Origin of the sequence: Domibacillus epiphyticus, from assembly GCF_001975785.1 — a bacterium.
In the GTDB taxonomy this organism is placed as follows: Bacteria; Bacillota; Bacilli; order Bacillales; family Domibacillaceae; genus Domibacillus; species Domibacillus epiphyticus.
In genome coordinates this window covers 18,139-40,716 of record NZ_MSFI01000005.1, presented here as the reverse complement: position 1 = coordinate 40,716, position 22,578 = coordinate 18,139, and the positions used below count along the sequence as shown (strand labels likewise).

Genomic DNA, 22,578 nt, shown 5'->3' with positions numbered 1-22,578 from the left:
TAAAATGAAAAAGTATTTATTATTAATTGTCATGGCGTTGTTTGCGATGATCGCAGCAGCGTGCAATTCTTCAACATCAGGCGGAGAAAGCAAAGAGCCGGCAGAAAGCAATGAAAAACCGACTGAGGTAACGGTTAAACACGAACTTGATGAAACTGTTGTGCCGGTGAATCCGGAAAAAGTTGTTGTTTTCGATTTTGGAACACTTGATACAATGGCAGAACTTGGCGTTGAGCCAGTTGGTCTTCCAAAAGAAAACATTCCAGATTACTTATCACAGTTTGAAGATGAAAAATATGCAAATACAGGAAGCTTGAAAGAGCCGGATTTTGAAAAAATAAACGACCTTGCACCAGATTTAATCGTGATCTCAGGCCGTCAAATGGATCTTTACGATCAATTTGCGGAAATTGCTCCAACGGTTTACCTTGCAGTAGACGAATCAAAGTACATGGAATCTTTTAAGAAAAATGCGACAATAATCGGTGAAATTTTTGGCAAAGAAGCTGAAGTAGAAGAAAAGTTAACGGCAATCGATGAAAAAGTAGCTGCACTGAAGGAAAAAGCGTCCACAATGGAAGGAAATGGTCTTGTCATTCTGGCGAATGAAGGAAAGATCAGTGCGTATGGTCCTGCATCACGCTTTGGTATTATTCATGATGTATTTGGTGTGAAACCAGCTGATGAAAACATTGAAGTATCGACTCACGGACAAAGTGTATCATTTGAATATCTTGTGGAAACAGATCCTGATTACTTGTTCGTTGTTGACCGCGGTGCAATTGTAGTGGGGGGAGAATCCTCTGTAAAGCAAGTGGTTGAAAATGATCTTGTGAAAAATACAAAAGCGATTAAAAACGATAACGTTATCTATCTTGATCCAAATGTCTGGTATTTATCAGGCGGAGGACTTCAATCTGTCCTTGCACAAGCTGACGAGATCGAAAAAGGAATTTCAGAATAAAGGAAAACAGCGCCGACGGTCACGTCAGCGCTGTTTTTTTGATGTTAAAGTAAATGTTGTTCCCGTTGAAGATGTTTCTTTTAATGCAAGATCGCCGTCCATTGCGCGTGCAAGCAGCTGGCTAAATGGAAGTCCAAGTCCGAGCCCGCGTACTTTAAATTTTTTATTTTCCCCCCGGTAAAACCGTTCGAAAATAAGGGTTTGTTCTGATTCAGGGATGCCAACACCTGTGTCCATTACATCAATTGAAGCGTAATCTTCGCTGTCGTACACTCGAACGGTTATTTTACCTGTTCCTTCAATCGCATGAGCGGCATTATTTAATAGGTTCATCATAATTTGCCGAAATCGCACCGGATCGGATAGAACAAACAAATCCTGATGATGCGGGTGAAAAAGAACGGAAATTCGATCTGTCTTCCGTGCTAAATTCCACTCGTAGACCGCATCGCGTGTCAGTGAATTTAATTCCTTAGAATCAGTAGAGACTGGTAACGCATTCGCGGCAAATGTATTAAACTCAAGCAAGTCATTGATCATTGTTTTCATTCGTTCTGTTTCGTTGAGTGAAATAGTGATAAATTCTTCCGCTTCTTCACCTGTGACAACTCCATCTTTTACCGCTTGAAGCAGACCGCTGATTGAGGTCACCGGTGTTTTCAATTCATGAGTGACACCGGCCAGCAGTTCAGCGCGAATGGATTCAAGCTGTTCAAGCCGGATCGCCATATCATTAAACGATGTAACGAGGTCATACACTTCTTGTTCTTTCACTTTTGATGGGATGAGTGACACACCATAATTCCCATTTCGTATTTCATTCGCTGCAGCGGCTGCTGCGCTGATTGGACGTGCCAGCCGGCGTGACAATATATAAATCGCAGCCCAGCCAAGCAGCCCGCTTCCGGCAATAAGCAGTGCAAGAAGTCTATATTCATCGTTTAAATCAGCAAATTGATTTTCAGCCTGGAGCATGACAACCCATCCAAATGTGACATCATTGACATTGATTGGCTTTTTTATTAAATAAACAAGTGAATGATGATCATCTCTCATTGGAAATGTATGCACATCATTCTCTCTTTTTAATATGACATCAGGAAACGACTCTTTGCTGTACAATTTCTGGTCACTTGCAGATAATATGGTGCCAGATGCATCGGTAATGAAAATAGAGGGAGGGGAGTCCATTTTCGCTAGTTCGTCATGTGCTTCAATGATATCGTCATCAATATACGTCTCACTGTCGTGACCTTCCTGCTGGCTTCCAGCGATCCGGATTGCCAGTTCTGCCGCCAGAAATTCAGACACGTCCAGCTTGTTTTCAAGCGTCGTGTGGCGGATCCAGACAACGGAAAGCATAGCGAGAACGAGTAGTCCGATTGCAAGTGTAACCGCATATCGTGTTGTCCAGTAGCGAAGAAGTGAAATGCGCCGTCCTTTAGTCCTCGACAACAAATTGATACCCCAATCCACGCAGCGTTTTAATTTCCCCTTCAGATGCCGGCCATTTTGCTAACGCTTTTCGGATGCGTTTTATCGACAAGTCAACGGCCCGGTCACTCCCGTCATAATCGTGCCCCCATACTTCATCAAGCAGCTGTTCTCGTGTAAACGTACGGTTCGGAGCAGATGCCAGAAACAAAAAAAGCGATAAGTCACGAGGCGTGAATGAAATTTCTTTTTTAGATAACGTGACACGGTGAGCATCAAAATCAATGGTTAAGCTGCCGAATGTACGATTATTTTCTATTGGCTTAACATCATCTGAGCGGCGCAGCACTGCCCGCACGCGCGCGACAACTTCATCCGCGATAAACGGCTTTGCAATGTAATCATCCGCACCGCCATCGAGGCCGTTAAGGCGATAATTCACTTCATTGAGAGCCGTCAGCATAATAACTGGACAAGTACTTTCTTTACGAATTTCCTTTAATACCGCCCAGCCGTCTTTTCCTGGCATCATCACATCCAGCAGCACGAGGCTGGGCTCCTCATCGTGGAACTTATTTACTGCGTCGATACCGTTGTATGCTTGTAAAACCGTAAAACCTGCTTTGGCGAGATAAACTTTTAATACCTGGCTGATTGCAGGTTCATCTTCTGCGATTAAAATGGTTTGCATGATCAACACCTCGTTTTTTAGATAAAAATCCATGGTGGACTATAGCGTTTCACCATAAAAAAACCGGCTTCAGCCGCCGGTTTTTTAATAAAATCCATTTAATTGTGAAGCTGCTTCCGGGCTGATATGTGAAATCTCGTCGATAATGTCTTTTATCCGTTTTCCTGCTGTTTCGATTCCAAAGAAGTTGGCTGTATCATAAACATTTATTTCATGTGCATGTTTCACTTCATGACGGAGTAATTTTTCATCTTTGTCTTTCGTTTCAATGTTTAACGATCTGGCTTGATTGTGTAACTTTGTGACCCGTACTTTTTTCGCTGCGGTTTCCAGGTCATCACCGTCTATATTAATTCCGAGAGCGGCTGCCTGTTTGGCAATGACATCCGAAAAATTCTTTGTCCCTGTTCTTGTCACGGACGATGCTGTCTGTTCTTTTATAAGTTGTGGAGAAGCTGCATGAGCTGGAGAAGAATGAACACCACTAAATATTGTTATTGATAGCGCACCGGTCATCACATATGACATCGTCTTCTTCTTCATGATCAATCCTCCTGAGTATATATATGTAATCATATTCTTATTCTAAAGGAGAAATGTGTCATGTGAATGTCAAATATGCAAAAATTATGTGTTTTTTTAATAAATTAAAAGAAGTTTTTACTCTTTTGATGGAAAGTGATGTCCAAGCATGTCGAAGAAATAAAAAAGCCGCAAGTAATTCTTTTAAAAAAATTCCGGTCCCTATTTGTTGGGCCGGAATTCCATCAGCTTATTTGTAAATTTTTACACGGTTTTCAAGCGGCGAAAATTCTTTGTCGCCAGCAGGTGCAGCTGGTTTGCCAAATGGCATTTGCCCGATCAATTTCCAATCAGCCGGTACATCCCATTCAGACGCCACTTTATCATCGATTAATGGATTGTAATGCTGAAGTGTAGCGCCGAAACCTTCCGCTTCAAGTCCTGTCCAAACAGCAAGCTGCAACATGCCGGAAGCCTGTTCTGACCAGACAGGGAAGTTATCAGCGTACAAAGCGAATTGCTCTTGCAAACCGCGGACAATTGATTGGTCCTCGAAGAACAATATGGTGCCATATCCTGCTTTAAACATATCCATTTTTTCCTGAGTCGGCGCAAAGCTATCAGCTGGCACAACACCGCGAAGTGTTTCTGTTGTTAAATCCCATAATTTATCGTGCTGTTCACCAAGAAGAATGACTACACGTCCTGTTTGAGAGTTGAAGGCAGTAGGGACATGTTTCACCATAAATTCAACCACTTCTTGAATGCGCTCATCTGATGCGACATGATCTTTTGAAATAGCATAAATTGAACGGCGGTTTTCAAGTGCTGTGTAAAGATCGATTTTTGTTAGGGTGTTTGACATGTAAAATTATACCTTCTTTCCTTTGTGGTTTTTTGTTACGTTTCGTAACCTAATATAAAAAATTCACAAAATAAAGTCAAGAAACAATGTTTAAAAAAGTGGACAAATATCATTATTTATAAAAATCATGTATACTATTTTAAATAGAAGAGGTGAGTGGAGATGAGTCTTTGCCCAAAAGTTGAAAAAGCGATGCAGCTACTTGGTAAACGATGGACAGGCCTAGTTGTAAAACAGCTTCTTGACGGTCCGCAGCGTTTCTCAGAAATTAAAGCCGGTTTTCCAATCAGCGGCAAGCTGTTAACAGAACGGTTGAAAGAGTTGGAAGATGAGGGGATTGTTACGCGCAAAGTGTATGCAGAAGTGCCGGTTCGAGTGGAGTACCGATTGACGGAAAAAGGACGTGCACTTCAAGCAGTCATTGGTGAAATTGAGCACTGGGCACATGATTGGATGGAAATCAAAGAACAAGCCCAGTTAAATTAAGTCTTTCGCCTCGTTTTAGCAGGAGAGGCCGCGGGAAGGGACATAGGAGAACGTTTAAGGAGAATTCATATGACCCGAGAACAGGAAGCGCTGCTAGAAGTGATGCAGGAAGCATGCATACATGGTGAACAACGAGACACTGATCTTTCAAAAATGCTCAGTCTAATTACGGAAAAATTAACGCCGGTTGTGAAACCGGAATAAAGCGGGAGAATTGTACTCCTGCTTTTTATTTTGATTTTAGTCCCCGAGCGTTTACGTTAAAATATATACAATAAGATATTAAATCGTTATGGTTTCGAAGTGGAAAGGTATGATTAAAATGAAGACGGATTTATACATTATCGGCGGATTTCTCGGAAGCGGGAAAACGACATTATTGCTGCAGCTTCTTGAAAAGGAAAAACAGGCAGGACGAAAAGTGGCTGTATTAATGAATGAAATCGGGTCTCTGTCAGTTGATTCCGCAATGCTTGGTGAGGATGCTGCCGTACGTGATATGCTGAATGGCTGTATTTGCTGTACGATCAAAGATGAAATTGAAGTAGAGCTGTTAACACTTTATAAAGATCATCGCCCGGATGTGATCTTTGTTGAAACGACAGGTGCGGCTCATCCGATGGAAGTGCTTGATGCATGTACATCACCGATTATTGCCATGCAAATCGAAGTGAAGGGCATTATTACACTTGTGGACTGTGCGCGGTGGAAGGAGCGGAATCGACTGCCGATTGCACACCGCAAATTGATGGAAGATCAGGCGCGCTGGAGTGATGTAGTCGCGTTGACAAAAACAGATTTGGTATCGATTCAGACACTAGATGACATAAAAGAAGAAATCCGTTCATTGAATGAAAAAGTGATCTTGCAGGAAATGGTTTTTGGAAAAGTGAATGGGGAAATTGCTTTTGGCGGCGGCGGCCAATCAGAAGGCGGTCACCATGCACATCATCATTTGCATGTACGGACGTATGCCTATGAATTTACGAACCACGTTCCACGTGCGGAGTTCACAAAGTGGGTGGCGGGACTGCCGGATTCAGTGCTTCGTGTGAAAGGGTTTGTAAAATTTGAGGACTCTATAGAACGGCCGGAACTGTTTCAATATGCATACGGTGTGCCTTTTTTTCAGCCGCAGCCATTCAAAATGCCTTCCGTTATCGTCATAATCGGCGACGAACTCGAGACAGAATCCCTTCAGCAAGCTCTCGAATGTCTGGATGGAATTTTTTAATGCTGTATAAATGAAAATCCTGTTAGGTTGTACCGGATTTAGAAAACAAGCCGGACTGCTTTTGCGTCCGGCTTGTTTGTTTTATACAGGAAGACTTTGTAAGTAGTCACGCACTTCTTCCGGTGATTTCGCATTGGCGCTGTGAAGGTGAGCGAGCTTTTCGCCATTCTGGAACAATAATAAGCTCGGAATCCCCATCACGCTGTATTTCTCAGCTATTTCCGGGAAATCGTCACGGTTCATTTCAAACCATTTATATTGTCCATAGTCAGCAATAATGTCATCAATAAACATATCCATGCGTGTGCAGTCCGGGCACCAGCCGGCATAAAATTTAATTATGACCGGTTCGCTGCCGGCAATGAGTTGTTCAAATTGATTATTTGTAGTAATAGCTTCCACTGAAAAACTTCCTTTCTATTTTACAATATATTTATTGTAGCATGCCGATATTAATTTTATGCAGATTTTTGTTTTTAAACCGTTTGACTGTTGTACTATGACACAATAACGTTATAATAATAGTTGGTCTACTTCTTGAAGAAAGAGGAATTTATATGAATTCTCATCAACAGTCAAGCCGCATTGATTACGGGTTGATTTTAATATTACTTATGATGTTCGTCGTCAGCTGTGCGGCGATTTACAGCGCTCAAACAACAGGACAGTACGGCACGAACTTTGTCATTAGGCAAATTGTCTGGTATGTGGTTGGTATTGGGATTATTACGTTATTTATTCGCTTTGACTCGGATCAATACCATGGTATGTCATGGTATTTATATGGGATCGGAGTCTTATTACTCGTTTTCTTAATTGTAGCGCCTTCATCTATCGCACCGACGATCAATGGAGCGAAAAGTTGGTATCGATTTCCGGGAATTGGCCAGATTCAGCCATCTGAGTTTTTTAAAATTTTTCTGATCTTGACGTTATCACGTATTATGGTAAACCACCATATAAAAAACCCGATCAAGACGATTCAAAGTGATTTCATTCTGCTTGTGAAGCTAGGAGCTACGACGGCAGTACCGCTTCTTCTTATTATGCAGCAGCCCGATCTCGGGACCTCGCTTGTGCTCATTTCAATTTTGCTCGGGATGATTTTCGTTTCAGGAATAACATGGCGGATTTTAGTCCCGCTCTTTGGCAGTGCTGCGGGACTTGGGGGACTAATTTTTTACATGGTACTCTGGCATCCTTCGATTCTTGAAAAATACCTTGGCGTGAAGCAGTACCAGTTTGGACGTATTTATTCTTGGCTTGATCCGTACAATTATGAAAGTTCAACCGGTTTCCATTTAACAAGATCACTGCTTGCCATTGGTTCCGGCCAGACGATGGGGAAAGGTTTTGGCTTTCGTGAAGTGTATTTGCCGGAAAGCCATACCGATTTTATCTTCAGTATAATAGGTGAGGAGTACGGATTTATCGGTGCGTCGATCGTCGTCAGCTTATTTTTCGTGCTTATTTACCACATTACGAAACTAGCATTAACGACAAAAATTCCGTATTATTCATATATGTGTGCCGGCGTCATTGCCATGATCACATTTCATGCGTTTCAGAATATCGGTATGACGATTGGGCTCCTGCCAATCACCGGTATCCCATTGCCATTCATCAGCTATGGGGGCAGTTCACTTATGGGGAATATGCTCGCACTGGCGCTCATTTTTTCCATTACATTTAACGAACGTCACTATATGTTTTCAACGGATAATTCGTAACCCGCTCCTCTATCTGAGCGGGTTTTGCTTTGCGCTTTCGAATGCTAGAATGATAATATTTTGATGATATGAAATGATTCAAGGGAACTAATGACCCGTTTACACCGTAGAAGGGCTGCTATTTTTCAAAGAGGATACATTCATTTAAACAATCTCTTCGTTAGACGCTGTACACGTGCAAAAACTTCCTGGGGATGGAATGGCTTTACGATGTAATCATCTGCACCGCTTTTAAGCGCCCATATGATATCGGATTCATTTGTTCTCGCTGTCAGCATAGAAACGACGATATTATCATCAGGATAACGCTTACGCAAATGCATCAGTACCTCAATCCCATCCATTTTTGGCATAATGCCATCAAGCAAAATCATATAGTTTTCATTAGGCTCATACCAGTCAGATTCTAAAAACGTCATTCCGTCCGGGTATTCGCGAACAAAGATATCCATTTCATTCGGTTTCCAGCTTGAAAATTGATCGGACAGCATTTTTCGTGTAAGTACATCATCATCAATGATCACCACATTTAAATGGCGTTTTACATTGCCGCTGTCCGGCTGATAGATTACCGTTTGATTGCGTCCATTTCGCTTGGCTTGGTATAACGCCTGATCCGCTTCGCTCAGTGTGGTTTCCTGGTTGACAAAGAATTCTGAAACACCTGCTGAAAAAGTCACATAAAACGGTTCAAAAGAAGGGAATGTAAACATGATTTTAGACAGCTTTTGACGAATGTGCTCAATTAAGATCACTGCTCTATCAGGCGGTGTATCCGGTAATAGCAAAGCAAATTCTTCTCCACCGTACCGGAAAAAGTAATCTGTATCCCGTTTGGTATTAATAACAAGCTGACTGAATGATCGAAGTACTTCGTCACCAACGGGGTGACCGTATCTATCGTTCACTTTTTTAAAATAATCGAGGTCAAGAATAACAAGTGTAAATGTGCGCCGTGTTCGTTCTGAAACGGATGATAGTTGAGAGAAGGCATCATTGAATTGGCGCCGATTTCCTGCGCCGGTCAATTCATCTGTTGACGCTGACTGCCATATTGTTTTCTTATGCTGAAGACGATTTAAGATATATGGAATAAAAATGGCTGCATCAATTGGTTTGGCGATAAAATCCATGGCGCCCATTTCAAACGCACGTATTTGATTTTCTTTGCTGCTGTCCAGACTGACAAAAGCAATAGGAACATACCTTGTACGGGCAAGATCGCTAATTTGCGCCAAAATATCAAATCCATTCATATCTGGCAGGTTAATATCAACAATGACCATATTCGGCTGTAGTGTATAAAACAGTTCTAATCCTCTTTTGCCGTTTAATGCAATGACGACCTGGACGCCGTTTTCTTCAAGTGTTTCTTTTATAAATGAAGCGAATTCTACGTCATCGTCAATAATCAGAATAAAAGAACTTCCCTCCTCAATCGCCAAGGCCGCATCTTTTTCAATTGTTTTTGCTTCAATATCTTTCGGAAAAAAGTTCCGCATAAGGTAAATGAATTTTTTTAATGACCTGACGGGAATGATAGTTTCACTACTGTCAGAAAGTGTTTCAAGCTGCGAAGCGCAAAATTCAGCCATGTCAGCCATCCCGATTGAGCTGGATGTATCTTTCATTGTATGTAAAAAACGATACAGCTCTTGTTCCGTTATATGCTTCTGTTCGAACCAGCTGGAAAACTCGTCTTCCATACGCTTTGAAAGCAATACGCGGTTATCGTTTCGAGCCATGTATATCCAATCCCCTCAACAAAAAATAGTAAAAAAGGTCTGTTTTCGTTATGTATATTATACTACAACAGCATGTTTAAACGAACACTATATAAAATAGTTTCGGTTTTATTTCACATATATGGGAAATCATTAAAAAAATGAAGGACTAAAGAAGTGTCTTTTAATGGATGCTTACGTTATTTATCCTTAATAAGCGTAGAAAGAACTTCCGTCCTCTTGAGAGGTAAAAATCTGTTAGGGGGAAGACACGTATAGAAATGACGTGTCATTGAAGTGGTGTTAAAATACATCAAGAATAATCGCACTAAAAACAACCGGCGCATAGGCAGCCGGCGTTCTGTTTTATCCTTTCGGAAAATCGAGATCCCAAATGACTCCGAATTTATCCTGTACTTTCGCAAATTTAGAATTCCAGAATGTATCCTGCAGTTCCATATGTACCGTGCCGTCTACTTTCAATTCGTCATACACTGATTGAATTTCGTCTGCACTTTCACATGTAACTGCAAGAGAGACGTTGTTTCCGGCATTTACAGGATGTCCTAAAAATGCATCCGATACCATGATCAAAAAATCGCCTTTTCTGAAGCGTGAGTGCATAATGCGGTCTGCTGCTTCCGGAGGTGTTGGAAAATCGGCTTCTCCAAATTTTTGTACCCCTTGAATTTCCGCTCCGAACACTTTCGCATAGAAGTCAATTGCCTCCTGCGCATTGCCGTCAAAGGTTAAATAGGGCGTTACTTGACCTTTCAATAAACCCACTCCTTTCGGTTAGTACACTCACTATAATCGACCTCTTTTTTCTCGTCAATTTTCAGCCGGATCATTTGCAGAAACTGTGCAAGCGTTTGCGTAAAACTAGGCAAAAAATCGCGTATAATCCGGATCAATAGTCCTGTTTTACACAAGATAAAGACCTTTTAAAAATGCGCAAACGATTTCTTTAAAAATGTTGACGTTTTCATAACGAGGATGATATAGTATGGTCATAAATTGAAAGCGGTTACTTAAATTTGATCGAAAAACAAATGAAAAGGAGTAGATGGCGTGTTCAAGAAAAAATCACTTTTACTTTCATCAGCATTATTCCTCGGACTTGCAGGCTGTTCAACCGGCGAAAAAACGGAAAGCGGCTCTTCAGGCGGAGGCGGCGATCAAATTACGGTAGACATTTTCCAATATAAAGTGGAATTTAAAGAACAGTTTGAAGAACTTGCTACCGATTATGAAGAAGAAAACCCGGGCGTTAAGATAAACGTCCAAACACTCGGCGGCGGAAATGATTACATGGCTGCTTTGAAAGCGAAATTTGCTTCTGGAGAAGAGCCGGATATATTTAATATCTATGGCGCCGTTGATATTGAGCAATATAGAGATCGTTTAGCTGACCTGAAAGATACTAAAGCGGCTGGACAAGCCCTTGAAGGAACGTTATCTGGCGTGGAGCAGGAAGGAGAAGTTCTCGGTCTTCCATTCAACCAGGAAGGATATGGCCTTATATACAATAAAGAAATCTTTGAAAAAGCGGGGGTTGACCCTGCATCCATTAAATCGATGGAAGATTTAACAAAAGCGGTGAAAACAATTGACAGCAAAAAAGAAGAGTTGAAAATTGATGCCGCTTTCGCTCTGCCGGCGAAAGAAAAGTGGGTAACTGGAAATCATGCAGCATCTGCTTTTCTCGCATCTGATTTCAAAAATGATGTGTTAACGGCTTTTGAAGCAAAAGAAGTGCCGTTCACAAACGGTGATGCCTTTAAAGAATATCTCGACCTTCAGAATAAATACTCTGTTCAGCCGGTTGTCAGCCTTGATTATTCACAGCAGGTAGAAGAATTGTTTTCAACCGGCCGGGTGGCCATGATTCAGCAGGGGAACTGGATTTATCCAACCGTTGAACAGATGGATCCAGAACTTGCAGAGTCCGGCATTGGCATCATGCCAATCCCATTGAATGATGAAATGAAAATGCCAGTCGGTGTGCCAAATTACTGGTCTGTAAATAAAAAAGCAGATGAACAAGTACAACAGGCTGCTGCTGATTTTTTAGACTGGATGTATATATCTGACACTGGAAAGGAAGCTGTTTTAACACAGTTCAAATTTATTCCGGCATATGAAGGCTATGACACAGAAAAAATTTCCGATCCACTTTCAAAAGAAATTTACAAGTATTCTGAGGAAGGGGACACGACTGCATGGGTATTCCCAAGTTATCCGATTGGCTGGGGTGAAAACGTACTCGGCGCCAATATTCAGAAATATCTTGTTGGTGAAGCAACGTGGGAAGAAACAATAAAAACAGCACAGGACGAGTGGGCAAAGGCGAGAAATTAGGTCTTTTGAAAATGTAGAAGATAACAGGCTTGCTAGTGCTGTTGTCTTTTTCTTTACTCAATTTAGACAGAAAAGAGGGAAGACATCATGAAAAGCAAGGATTTTTCGTTCTGGCTCTTTCTTTCTCCTGCCATGATCGGACTTGGTCTCGTCGTTTTGATTCCGCTGCTTTACGGCTTTTATTACTCCTTTACAGACTGGGATGGAGTCAATCAGACTGAATTTATCGGAATGAGAAACTATATAAACATATTGAGTGACCAGGATTTCCTTTATTCACTCTGGTTTACATTTAAGTTTTCGATCGTTTCCGTTATTGTCATCAATGTAATGGGCCTAGGGCTTGCGATGCTTGTCACATCCTATATTAAATCAAAAAATATTCTCCGGACGATTTTCTTTATGCCGAACTTGATCGGCGGCTTGATTCTAGGTTTTATTTGGCAGTTCGTTTTTACAAAAGTATTCGATGCAGTCGGTCGCATGACAGGAATCGGGTGGCTGCAAGGATGGCTGTCTGACACTCAGACTGGTTTTTGGGGGATGGTTATCTTAATGTCATGGCAAATGGCCGGCTACATTATGATCATCTACATCGCCTACCTTGAAAATGTGCCAAAAGATTTACTGGAAGCGGCTGAAATTGACGGAGCGAATGCCATCCAGCGTTTTCGGAATATCACATTCCCGCTTGTTGCACCTGCATTTACGGTTAGCTTGTTCTTGACACTGTCCAATGCGTTTAAAATATACGATCAAAACTTGTCTCTGACCAATGGAGGCCCCTTTAATTCGACAACAATGGTTTCCATGGACATTGTTGATACGGCATTTAAAATGAATCAAATGGCGTCCGCGCAAGCTAAGGCGGTTATTTTCTTTATGATTGTTGCCATTATTTCATTGACCCAGGTTTATATTAATAAGAAAAGGGAGGTTGAGATGTAATGCAAAAGACAAGAAAGAGATATATATTCGAAATCATCGGGATTTTACTGGCGCTTTTATGGATCTCTCCCTTTTACTTAATGATCGTCAATGCAATTAAAACAAAACGAGAAATTTTCACCAATACGGTAAAGCCTCCTGAGGAGTTTACATTTGAAAACTTCATTCAGGCATTTGAAGAGTTGAGCTTTGTGCAAACGTTTTTTAACTCGGTGCTTGTAACGATTCTCAGTGTCGCGGTGATACTCTTTCTCTCTGCGCTTGCGGCTTACGCCTTGTCTCGGAACGGAAGCAAAATAAGCGGATTTATTTTTTTCATATTTGTTGCGGCGATGCTTATTCCGTTCCAATCTGTTATGATTCCGCTTGTCTCGCTTTTCGGAAAAGCAGACATGCTCAACTTTTATGGCCTTATTTTCATGTATCTCGGCTTCGGGTGCAGTCTATCCATTTTTCTTTATCATGGTGCTTTAAAAGGGATTTCGAAATCTCTTGATGAAGCGGCGACGATTGATGGGTGCAATAAATTTCAAGTATTTTGGTATATCATTTTCCCGCTGTTGAAACCTATTTCCGTTACGGTTGGGATTTTAAACGTGATCTGGATCTGGAATGATTTCCTTTTACCGTCACTTGTGATCGGCGGAGATGGAACAGAAACGATTCCATTAAAATTGTTCAATTTCTTCGGTCAATATACGAAGCAATGGCATCTTGCACTGGCTGGGTTAACGATTTCAATTATTCCAGTGATCATTGCCTATTTCGTTGCCCAAAAACACATTATTAAAGGGGTTTCTGAGGGCGCAGTAAAATAAAACAAAGAAAGAGGGGACAAGGGGTGGCAGTAACAATAAAAGATGTGGCAAAAAAGGCACAGGTTGCGCCGTCTACTGTCTCCCGTGTGATTGCAGACCATCCAAAAATTACGCAGGAAACGAAAGACAAAGTACGCAAAGTAATGGAGGAGCTCGGTTACCATCCGAACTTGCTAGCGCGCAATCTAGTGAAAAAGTCTTCACAGACGATCGGGATTGTCATGAAGGAATCTTCGAAACATTCTGTCTATGATCCATTTTTCCCGGCTGCCTTAAAAGGAATGAGCGATCTTCTTCATGAACGGAATTACAGTATTTCCCTGTCAACTGGTGAAACAAATGAAGAAATTTATGGCGATGTTGTCAAGATGGTTCAGGGGAAAAATGTAGACGGAATTATTATGTTGTATTCGAGAGATGACGATCCGGTTTTGCAGCATTTATTGAAGCAGGACTTTCCCTTTGTCATGATCGGAAAACCGACGACACACATAAATCAAATTATGTATGTCGATAATGACAACGTGAAAGCTGCGCGTAATGTGACGGAGTATTTACTGTCAATTGGTCACAGGCGTATCGCGTATGTAGGAGGCGATCCAGCGTTTGAAGTTCATAAAGACCGTCAGCAGGGTTATACAGAAGCGTTAACGATGGCTGGCATTCAAGAAAAAACGATATTCCAGGCAATGATTACGAAAGAAAGCGGCGAAGAAGTGGTAGAGGCACTTTTGAAAATGGAGAATCGTCCAACAGCAATTATCACGACAGATGAATTAATGAGCATGAGTATTTTATCATCACTTTATGCAAAAGGCCTTCGTGTTCCGGATGATATTTCTTTAACGTCTTTTATGGATTCACTCATTTCAGAGCTTTCGAGCCCACCGCTTACAACAGTCGACATTCAACCGTTCCAGCTCGGCTATGAAGCGGCAAAAACATTAATCGATTTGCTCGAAAACCCGGATATGATGAAGCGTAACATTCTCGTCCCTACATCGATTGTTGAACGGCAGTCGTGCAAAAAAATAACGATCAATAAGGAGTTGCTATGAATATTACAGTTTGGAACGAATACCGGCATGAAAAGAAAAACCCAGTTGTCACAGACATTTACCCGGATGGTATTCATCAAGTCATAGCCGGCTTTTTAAAAAATAGTGATGTAAATGTAAAAACAGCTACATTGGATGAAGCGGAGCATGGGCTGACAGAGGACGTTCTGACTACCACAGACGTATTAATCTGGTGGGGCCATGTTGCCCATGACGAGGTAAGCGATGAGATCGTTCAAAAAGTAAAGCAGCGCGTGTTAGAAGGCATGGGTCTTATCGTGCTCCATTCCGGACATTTTTCAAAAATATTCAAAACGTTAATGGGTACATCATGTGATTTAAAGTGGCGGGAAGCCGGAGAAAAAGAACGGCTTTGGGTTGTCGATCCGACGCATCCGATTACAGAAGGGATCGGCGAATATTTTGAACTCGACCATGAAGAAATGTACGGTGAGCATTTCGATATTCCCGTACCGGACGAACTGATTTTCTTAAGCTGGTTTGAAGGGGGAGAAGTGTTCAGAAGCGGTGTGACGTACAAACGCGGAAACGGAAAGATCTTTTATTTCCGGCCGGGACATGAAACGCATCCGACATACTACAACAAAAATGTTCAAAAGGTTATTCAAAATGCTGTGAAGTGGGCTTCACCTTTGAAACGAGAACGTCCTGTTTATGGAAATGCACAATCACTTGAAACGACAAAAGGAGAATAAACAATGCCCAAAATAAAAGTAGGTATTATTGGATGCGGAAGTATTGCAAAGCATCGTCATATTCCAGAATACGCAATGAACAAAAATGTAGAAATCATTGCATTTTGTGATATTGTGCATGAACGGGCACAGGCATTTGCGGATGAACACAATGCAATGGCATACACGGATTACAAAGATCTTATCCAAAATGCTGATATAGAAGCAGTGAGCGTATGTGCGCCGAACTCATTCCACGCTCCGATATCGATTGCGGCACTTGAAGCGGGAAAACATGTTTTGTGTGAAAAACCAATGGCGACATCAAGAGAAGAAGCCGAGGCAATGATTGCAGTCGCAAAGAGGAATGGCAAAAAATTAATGATCGCCCACAATCAGCGTTTTGTTTCCTCACACGTAAAGGCCCGCAATATTATTGAGAGAGGCGACCTTGGCAAAATTTACAGTTTCCGTACAGCTTTCGGGCATGGCGGCCCGGAAAAATGGAGTGCTGACGGTGAAAACAGCTGGTTTTTTGACAAAGAGCGTGCATTTATCGGTGCAATGGGCGACCTTGGCGTTCATAAAACAGACTTGCTTCGCTATTTAATTGGTGAAGAATTTGTAGAAGCAGCAGCATTCGTTGAAACGTCTGCCAAACAAAACTCGACCGTGGATGACAATGCCGTCTGTATTTTGAAATCGGAAAGCGGCATTATCGGTACACTCGCTGCAAGCTGGGCGTACAACGGCGGTGAAGACAATTCAACTGTTTTCTATGCGGAAAACGGCATGATGCGCCTTGAAGATGATCCAGACTATTCATTAATTATTCATTATAAAAATGGCAGCAGTGAGCGGCACAGCCTTGGCGCAATTCAGTCGAATGACGAAGGAAAGCAGACGAATACACACGTAATTGAACATTTCATTGCCTGCATTTTAGAAGATAGCGAACCGCTTGTGAACGGGGAAGAAGGAAAAAAATCACTTGCAGTTATTTTTGCAGCACTTGAATCAAATAAGAAAAAACAAATTGTGCGTATTTGACCCGAGGTGAATAACATGAAAACACTGAAAATCGGTGTGTTAGGGGCCGGTGAAATAGCAAAAGGACGGCATATCCCGGCTTTTCGCCATGTAGAAGAGGTGTCGGTTACAGCTGTAATGGACATAAACGAAGAGCGGGCACAGGAAGCAGCTGAAAAATTTGATATTGAACGCGTATACACCGATCTCAATGATATGCTAGAGAACATTGATGCACTCCTTATTACAACACCGAATAAATATCATGCCCCGGCGGCGGTTCAAGCGTTGAATGCCGGTGTTCATGTTCTATGTGAAAAACCGATGGCACTGAATACGAAGGAATGCAAAGAGATGATCGAAGCCGCGGAAAAATCAGGAAAAGTGCTGACAATCGCTTATCATTATCGGTTTATGAAAGAAGCACGGGCAGCAAAAAGAATTATAGACAGCGGTGAAATAGGCGAACCGCTCGTCATTCGGATTAAAGCGATGAGGCGTCGGAAAGTGCCCGGCTGGGGCGTGTTTACAAACCGCGGCTTGCAAGGCGGCGGAGCGTTAATCGACTACGGCTGCCATTTGCTTGATCTGGCATTGTGGCTGACCGGCAGCTCGAAGCCAACCGAAGTAAGCGGCACGACCTACAATAACTTGAGCATGCAGAAGGATCAGGTAAATGAGTGGGGAACAATTAATCCGGCGACATTTGAAGTAGAAGATCATGCGGCTGCATTTATCAGATTGGAAAACGGTGCAACAGTAATATTGGAAACGTCGTGGGCGGCAAACATTCCGGAAGACGAAGAAACAATTAGTATTTCTGGCACGAAAGGCGGGCTCGACGTTTTTCCACTTCGTCTTAACAAAGCGGAAAATGGTGTTCTTTTAAATACAGATATCACTTGGATGCCAGAAGAAGAGCCATTTGAAATTTTGCAGGCAAAGCATTTTGCAGCGTGCTGCCTCGGATTCGCTGTTCCGCTGGCAAATCCGTATGAATCGCTATATGTTTCAAGCATTATGGAATCAGTTTATGAAAGTGCAAAAGTGGGAAGAAGCATTCAAATAAAAAGGGAATAGAGGAGAGGGATACGTTTTGAAACTAGGTGTATTTACGGTGTTATTTGCAAACAAATCATTTGAAGAGATGCTGGACCACGTGAAAGCATCAGGACTTGATGCAGTGGAAATTGGGACAGGATGCTATCCTGGGAACACTCATTGCCCACTTGATGAACTGTTAGAAAACGAACAAAGGCGGCATGACTATCTGGAAGCTGTTACATCACGCGGTCTCACAATTAGTGCATTCAGCTGTCACGGTAATCCCCTCACACCGGATAAGACATTTGCGGAACAGTCCGATTCGGTACTTCGCAAAACGATTAAACTGGCGTCACTTCTTGGCGTTCCTGTTGTTAATGCCTTCTCTGGCACAGCTGGTGATTCGGAAGAAGCGAAGCAGCCGAACTGGCCGGTTGTTCCCTGGCCTGCAGAATACGGCGATGTGTTGGCGTGGCAGTGGGAAAACAAGCTCATTCCATATTGGAAAGAAATTGGTGAACTTGCGCAGCACCATAACGTGAAGATCGGTCTTGAACTGCATGGAGGATTTCTCGTACATACACCGTATACAATGCTAAAACTGCGTGAAAAAACCTGTGATGCTATTGGTGCAAATTTAGATCCGAGTCATATGTGGTGGCAGGGAATTGACCCGGTGGCTGCAATTAAAATTCTTGGAAAAGCCGGCGCAATCCACCATTTTCATGCGAAAGACACGTATATCGATAAGGACAATGTGAACATGTACGGGTTGACGGACATGCAGCCATACGGAAACGTGCAAACACGTGCGTGGACTTTCCGTAGTGTTGGATGCGGACATAGCCTTCAGGAGTGGTCCGATATGATGAGCGCCTTGCGCACATACAACTATGACTACGTCGTCAGCATTGAACATGAAGACCCTATTATGTCAATCGATGAAGGCTTTGGGCGCGCTGTTAAAAATTTAAGAGATGTCTTAATCCGTGAGGCTCCGGGAGAAATGTGGTGGGCGTAAATAAACGCCTGTATGCACAAATAGTTGTTGGTGCATGCTTTATCTTTAATTTCACCGTAAGCGAATAAAATGTATATGAACGTTTACAGGAGGGGATATGTATGGCAGAGCTTCAACTAAATCATATTTATAAAATATATGATGGAAAAGTGACGGCGGTTGATGATTTTAACCTCCACGTTCAAGATAAAGAGTTTATCGTCTTTGTAGGCCCATCTGGCTGCGGGAAATCCACTACGCTCAGGATGATTGCAGGCCTTGAAGAAATTTCTGAAGGTGACTTCTACATCGATGGCCGCCTCGTAAACGATGTAGCACCGAAGGACCGTGATATTGCAATGGTATTCCAGAACTATGCCCTTTACCCGCATATGACAGTATATGATAATATGGCATTTGGCTTGAAGCTCAGGAAATTGCCGAAAGATGAGATTAAGAAGCGCGTAGAAAATGCGGCGCAAATTTTAGGGCTAACTGAATATTTAAAGCGGAAACCGAAAGCATTATCGGGTGGTCAGCGCCAGCGTGTGGCACTTGGCCGTGCGATCGTCCGAGATGCAAAAGTATTTTTAATGGATGAGCCGCTTTCAAACCTTGATGCAAAACTTCGCGTTCAGATGCGTTCAGAAATCATAAAACTTCACCAGCGTCTGCAAACAACAACGATTTATGTGACGCATGACCAAACAGAGGCGCTCACGATGGCAACACGAATTGTTGTGATGAAGGATGGGAAAATCATGCAGATTGGTTCGCCGAAAGAAGTGTATGAGAAGCCCGAAAATGCGTTTGTCGCCGGCTTTATCGGTTCACCTCCAATGAATTTCTTCAATGCGGATCTTCATGAAGGGATCATTAAAATCGGATCAAAATCAATTGCCGTTCCTGAAGGAAAAATGAGATATTTGCGTGACCAGGGTTACATAGGAAATCGGATTATGGTCGGTATTCGTCCGGAAGATATTCACGATGAACTCATCTTCATCGAATCATCTCAACATTCATCTTTCCCAGCGACCGTTTCGGTATCGGAGCTTCTTGGTGCGGAAGTGATGGTTTATTCAGACATTGAAGGACAAAACTTCGTTGCCCGTCTTGATTCCCGTCTTGATATAATGGCAGGTGAAGAATTGCGGCTTGCTTTTGACATGAACAAAGCACATTTCTTTGACGCAGTGACTGAGTTGAGGATAAGAGAATAGTGGCAGGAAGTGACATTCACTCCTGCTTTTTTTTATTGGGGTGAAGTTAACTAGCAGAATCCAAATGCATGAAGAAGTTTCTTGACAACTTTTTATATACACCTATATAATTAGTTACATAAAGTAACTAATTATCGAAATGTAAATAAAAAGGTATACAAAGGGGAACAGCAAAATGGAACATTTTCACCGTAAACCGAACACGTTTGTTGGAGAAGTCAATATTACCGTAATGGATTTAAAAAGAGCGATGACATTTTATAAAAACGTGATCGGTTTTCAAGTACTGGAGCAGACAGATCGAACAGCCGTTTTAACAACAGATGGCAAAACACCGTTAGTAACGCTGGAGCAGCCGTTGGATGTCTCACCAAAAGAAGGGCGTACAACCGGCTTATATCACTTTGCGTTGTTATTGCCAAGCCGAGCCGATTTATCGGTCTTTTTACATCACTTACTTCAAACTGGCTATCGTTTCGGCGCGTCGGATCATTACGTCAGTGAGGCGCTTTACATTAACGATCCAGATGGCAACGGAATTGAAGTATATCGGGACCGGCCATCAACTGAATGGACGTGGACAAATGATAAAGTCGCTATGGCAACAGAACCTCTTGACGGAGATAGTCTTCTTGCGGAAAGTGAAGGAGAATGGAGCGGATTGCCAGCTGATACTGTAATGGGCCATATTCATTTGCATGTAGCCGATCTAAAAAAAGCTGAAGAATTTTATATCAATGGACTCGGATTTGCCGTTGTCAGTCTATATCCACAGGCCATATTCACTTCTACGGGAGGATACCACCATCATATTGCGCTAAATACATGGCAGGGGATTGGTGCACCTGTCCCCAAAAAGAACAGTGTAGGCTTAAACTGGTTTTCACTTGTTTTTCCGGATGAGGAAGCAAGAGGCAAAGCTATTAAACAACTTGAGAAATTGGGCGCTTCAGTCACGAAAGAGGCGGATTCTTATCTTGCAACAGATCCGTCAGGAAACAAAATTCGAATGGTTATATAAATTCAACAGACTCTCTATAGACTAGAGGGTCTTTTTTCTCTCTATATTCACAGGGATCAAAGTCATCATTACCTGCTGCACAATTCAAGTATGATGTCTGTTTGAAAAATAATAAATATTCAGAAAAAAATACATAAAGGGGCAATTATTTGATATTATATATGATAATGGTTTTAACTTTAGAACGAGTCTAAAGTTTTATGCAACAACCTTTTTTATGCAAAGGAATTTGCCTGGAGGGTAAATGATATGGTTTTTTTTAAGGATGAAGAAATGAAGTTTTTTTTGAATAAAATTGGTGGAAATATATTTATTTTAGATCAGGATTTTACAATTCAATGGAGCAATGATTATACGAATAATCTAGTGAATAAATTTAGTAAATATATTAATATACATTCGAAGGAAGAATTAATTGGAAAAAGCATAGGAATGTTTCTTTGTGACATTGGCGCACAGCTGGATATTTTAAGAGAAGGTCCTTTTCCGTATGAAACAATAGTGACTTTATTTGATAGGTATACTGCATGTATCATCATAGATCCGTTTTTTTATAAAGGTAAGTATAATGGATATGTCCTGACCTTGAAAGATGTAACAGAGCTTGAAAATAAAATGACGGATATTCAGGAAGTGATCGATCATTCCATTATACTTGCATATTGCGATTTGGAAGGATTCATCACTTCCGCAAATGACAAGTTCTGTGAGTTGTCTGAGTACAAAAAAGATGAATTAATTGGAAAACATTTTTACTTTTTAGGTTCAAATTATTATTCGCGAGAATTTTACAATGATATTTTTGGAATCATCAGCAAAGGGGATAGATGGAAAGGAGAGCTGAAACAAAGAACAAAAAACGGATTGGAGTATTGGATTGATGTAACGATCGTTCCTCTCATGGAAGACGGCAAACCCAATCAGTATGTCGTTATTCAGCATGATATTACGTCAAGAAAAAAAACAGAAGAACTTCTGTTAAGATCCGAAAAATTATCCGTAATTGGCGAATTGGCAGCGGGAGTTGCTCATGAAATTCGGAATCCTTTAACGTCAATAAAAGGGTTTACGCAGCTAATGTCAACAAACAATGAGTATCAAAAAATCATATTAGACGAAATTGATCGAATTAATGTGATTGTAAGTGAATTTATGCTGCTTGCTAAGCCACATCCTGTGCATTTTGCTCCAAGAAAGATTGTACCTCTACTTAAACATGTTATTTCATTACTTGAGTCAGAAGCAAATTTGAAAAATGTTCAATTTCATTTCCATATTAAGGATCATGACACAATGGTTGAATGTGAAGAACATCAGTTAAAACAAGTATTTTTAAATATGATGAAAAACGCAATGGACGCGATGCCGAACGGAGGAAAGATCACAATAAGTGTACGCCGGAACAAAGATAGGGTCGAAATTGGCATAGCTGATGAGGGAATTGGGATTCCTCAAGATAAAATGCTGAAAATAGGAGAGCCTTTCTATTCATCAAAAGAAAATGGAAATGGATTAGGTTTAATGATGAGTTTTAAAATCATTCAGAATCATGGTGGGAAGTACCATATTGAGAGTCAAGAAAATAAGGGGACTACTTTTACTATTTCACTTCCCCATTGTTAATAACCGTTCGGGTTCTTCGAACGGTTTTTTTAGTATTTGAAAATAATTACTCTTTATGCTTTTTTTCACCACCATTTTTTTCGTATTCTGGATAGATTTGAAGAACAT

At 41.5% G+C, this 22,578-nt stretch carries 23 protein-coding genes; 16 read left to right on the top strand and 7 right to left on the bottom strand.

Annotated elements, in window-relative coordinates; genetic code table 11:
• The first annotated feature begins 4 nt into the window (after nucleotides 1–4).
• Entirely contained in the window at nucleotides 5–964 is a 960-nt protein-coding gene (locus BTO28_RS02805; RefSeq protein WP_076763837.1) for a siderophore ABC transporter substrate-binding protein, read from the top strand.
• Between the two features lie 24 nt (nucleotides 965–988).
• Here BTO28_RS02805 and BTO28_RS02800 read toward each other — a convergent pair whose 3' ends face one another.
• The 4 genes from BTO28_RS02800 to BTO28_RS02785 form a co-directional block, all read right to left on the bottom strand.
• On the bottom strand, nucleotides 989–2,419 hold the full coding sequence (locus BTO28_RS02800) for a sensor histidine kinase (protein WP_076763835.1): 1,431 nt from the start codon (nucleotides 2,417–2,419) through the stop codon (nucleotides 989–991).
• Complete coding sequence (locus BTO28_RS02795) at nucleotides 2,406–3,089, bottom strand: response regulator transcription factor (RefSeq protein ID WP_076763834.1); 684 nt, start codon at nucleotides 3,087–3,089, stop codon at nucleotides 2,406–2,408. The genes BTO28_RS02800 and BTO28_RS02795 overlap by 14 nt, the downstream gene beginning before the upstream one ends.
• A gap of 84 nt (nucleotides 3,090–3,173) precedes the next feature.
• Complete coding sequence (locus BTO28_RS02790; protein WP_076763831.1) at nucleotides 3,174–3,632, bottom strand: hypothetical protein; 459 nt, start codon at nucleotides 3,630–3,632, stop codon at nucleotides 3,174–3,176.
• A 229-nt stretch (nucleotides 3,633–3,861) separates the two neighbouring features.
• Nucleotides 3,862–4,476, bottom strand: coding sequence for a nitroreductase family protein (locus tag BTO28_RS02785; RefSeq protein ID WP_076763830.1), 615 nt, complete (start codon nucleotides 4,474–4,476; stop codon nucleotides 3,862–3,864).
• A gap of 162 nt (nucleotides 4,477–4,638) precedes the next feature.
• On the opposite strand from BTO28_RS02785, the gene BTO28_RS02780 reads away from it, so the two are divergent.
• The 3 genes from BTO28_RS02780 to BTO28_RS02775 all read left to right on the top strand — a co-directional run bounded on the left by BTO28_RS02780 (nucleotide 4,639) and on the right by BTO28_RS02775 (nucleotide 6,196).
• Nucleotides 4,639–4,962, top strand: a complete 324-nt coding sequence (locus BTO28_RS02780) for a winged helix-turn-helix transcriptional regulator (protein WP_076763828.1) — start codon at nucleotides 4,639–4,641, stop codon at nucleotides 4,960–4,962.
• A gap of 69 nt (nucleotides 4,963–5,031) precedes the next feature.
• Entirely contained in the window at nucleotides 5,032–5,166 is a 135-nt protein-coding gene (locus BTO28_RS17635; RefSeq protein ID WP_269843851.1) for a hypothetical protein, read from the top strand.
• Between the two features lie 109 nt (nucleotides 5,167–5,275).
• Nucleotides 5,276–6,196: a CobW family GTP-binding protein gene (locus BTO28_RS02775; RefSeq protein WP_233129811.1), complete on the top strand. Its 921-nt coding sequence runs from the start codon at nucleotides 5,276–5,278 to the stop codon at nucleotides 6,194–6,196.
• 81 nt (nucleotides 6,197–6,277) lie between these two features.
• Here the strand turns inward: BTO28_RS02775 and BTO28_RS02770 are convergent, their stop codons facing one another.
• Complete coding sequence (locus tag BTO28_RS02770; RefSeq protein ID WP_076763825.1) at nucleotides 6,278–6,598, bottom strand: thioredoxin family protein; 321 nt, start codon at nucleotides 6,596–6,598, stop codon at nucleotides 6,278–6,280.
• A 155-nt stretch (nucleotides 6,599–6,753) separates the two neighbouring features.
• Between BTO28_RS02770 and BTO28_RS02765 the strand changes: the two genes are divergently transcribed.
• Entirely contained in the window at nucleotides 6,754–7,926 is a 1,173-nt protein-coding gene (locus tag BTO28_RS02765; RefSeq protein WP_076763823.1) for an FtsW/RodA/SpoVE family cell cycle protein, read from the top strand.
• Nucleotides 7,927–8,066: 140 nt separating this feature from the next.
• Here BTO28_RS02765 and BTO28_RS02760 read toward each other — a convergent pair whose 3' ends face one another.
• Both BTO28_RS02760 and BTO28_RS02755 read right to left on the bottom strand, forming a co-directional pair.
• A complete protein-coding gene (locus BTO28_RS02760) occupies nucleotides 8,067–9,671 on the bottom strand; it encodes a GGDEF domain-containing response regulator (RefSeq protein WP_076763821.1) in 1,605 nt (534 codons plus the stop codon).
• A 345-nt stretch (nucleotides 9,672–10,016) separates the two neighbouring features.
• A complete protein-coding gene (locus BTO28_RS02755; RefSeq protein ID WP_076763819.1) occupies nucleotides 10,017–10,427 on the bottom strand; it encodes a VOC family protein in 411 nt (136 codons plus the stop codon).
• A gap of 294 nt (nucleotides 10,428–10,721) precedes the next feature.
• On the opposite strand from BTO28_RS02755, the gene BTO28_RS02750 reads away from it, so the two are divergent.
• From BTO28_RS02750 to BTO28_RS02700, 11 genes are all read left to right on the top strand, one after another.
• Nucleotides 10,722–12,011, top strand: coding sequence for an ABC transporter substrate-binding protein (locus BTO28_RS02750; protein WP_076763817.1), 1,290 nt, complete (start codon nucleotides 10,722–10,724; stop codon nucleotides 12,009–12,011).
• Between the two features lie 87 nt (nucleotides 12,012–12,098).
• The gene (locus tag BTO28_RS02745; RefSeq protein WP_076763815.1) at nucleotides 12,099–12,959 is read left to right on the top strand and encodes a carbohydrate ABC transporter permease; all 861 of its coding nucleotides are present in this window, start codon (nucleotides 12,099–12,101) and stop codon (nucleotides 12,957–12,959) included.
• On the top strand, nucleotides 12,959–13,777 hold the full coding sequence (locus tag BTO28_RS02740; RefSeq protein ID WP_076763813.1) for a carbohydrate ABC transporter permease: 819 nt from the start codon (nucleotides 12,959–12,961) through the stop codon (nucleotides 13,775–13,777). Before BTO28_RS02745 ends, BTO28_RS02740 begins: the two co-directional genes overlap by 1 nt.
• Nucleotides 13,778–13,800: 23 nt before the next feature.
• Nucleotides 13,801–14,835, top strand: coding sequence for a LacI family DNA-binding transcriptional regulator (locus BTO28_RS02735; RefSeq protein WP_076763811.1), 1,035 nt, complete (start codon nucleotides 13,801–13,803; stop codon nucleotides 14,833–14,835).
• Complete coding sequence (locus BTO28_RS02730; protein WP_076763809.1) at nucleotides 14,832–15,551, top strand: ThuA domain-containing protein; 720 nt, start codon at nucleotides 14,832–14,834, stop codon at nucleotides 15,549–15,551. The genes BTO28_RS02735 and BTO28_RS02730 overlap by 4 nt, the downstream gene beginning before the upstream one ends.
• 3 nt (nucleotides 15,552–15,554) lie before the next feature.
• Nucleotides 15,555–16,580, top strand: coding sequence for a Gfo/Idh/MocA family protein (locus tag BTO28_RS02725; RefSeq protein WP_076763807.1), 1,026 nt, complete (start codon nucleotides 15,555–15,557; stop codon nucleotides 16,578–16,580).
• Nucleotides 16,581–16,595: 15 nt separating this feature from the next.
• Complete coding sequence (locus BTO28_RS02720; protein WP_076763805.1) at nucleotides 16,596–17,639, top strand: Gfo/Idh/MocA family protein; 1,044 nt, start codon at nucleotides 16,596–16,598, stop codon at nucleotides 17,637–17,639.
• 16 nt (nucleotides 17,640–17,655) lie between these two features.
• Nucleotides 17,656–18,624, top strand: a complete 969-nt coding sequence (locus BTO28_RS02715; protein WP_076763803.1) for a sugar phosphate isomerase/epimerase family protein — start codon at nucleotides 17,656–17,658, stop codon at nucleotides 18,622–18,624.
• 101 nt (nucleotides 18,625–18,725) lie between these two features.
• Nucleotides 18,726–19,826, top strand: a complete 1,101-nt coding sequence (locus BTO28_RS02710; RefSeq protein ID WP_076763801.1) for an ABC transporter ATP-binding protein — start codon at nucleotides 18,726–18,728, stop codon at nucleotides 19,824–19,826.
• Nucleotides 19,827–20,001: 175 nt separating this feature from the next.
• Nucleotides 20,002–20,847 (top strand): VOC family protein, encoded by an 846-nt coding sequence (locus BTO28_RS02705; protein WP_076763799.1) that lies wholly within the window; start codon nucleotides 20,002–20,004, stop codon nucleotides 20,845–20,847.
• 249 nt (nucleotides 20,848–21,096) lie between these two features.
• Nucleotides 21,097–22,470 carry an ATP-binding protein gene (locus tag BTO28_RS02700; RefSeq protein ID WP_076763798.1) on the top strand — a complete coding sequence of 458 codons (1,374 nt, stop codon included), beginning with the start codon at nucleotides 21,097–21,099 and terminating at the stop codon, nucleotides 22,468–22,470.
• Nucleotides 22,471–22,578 lie beyond the last annotated feature (108 nt).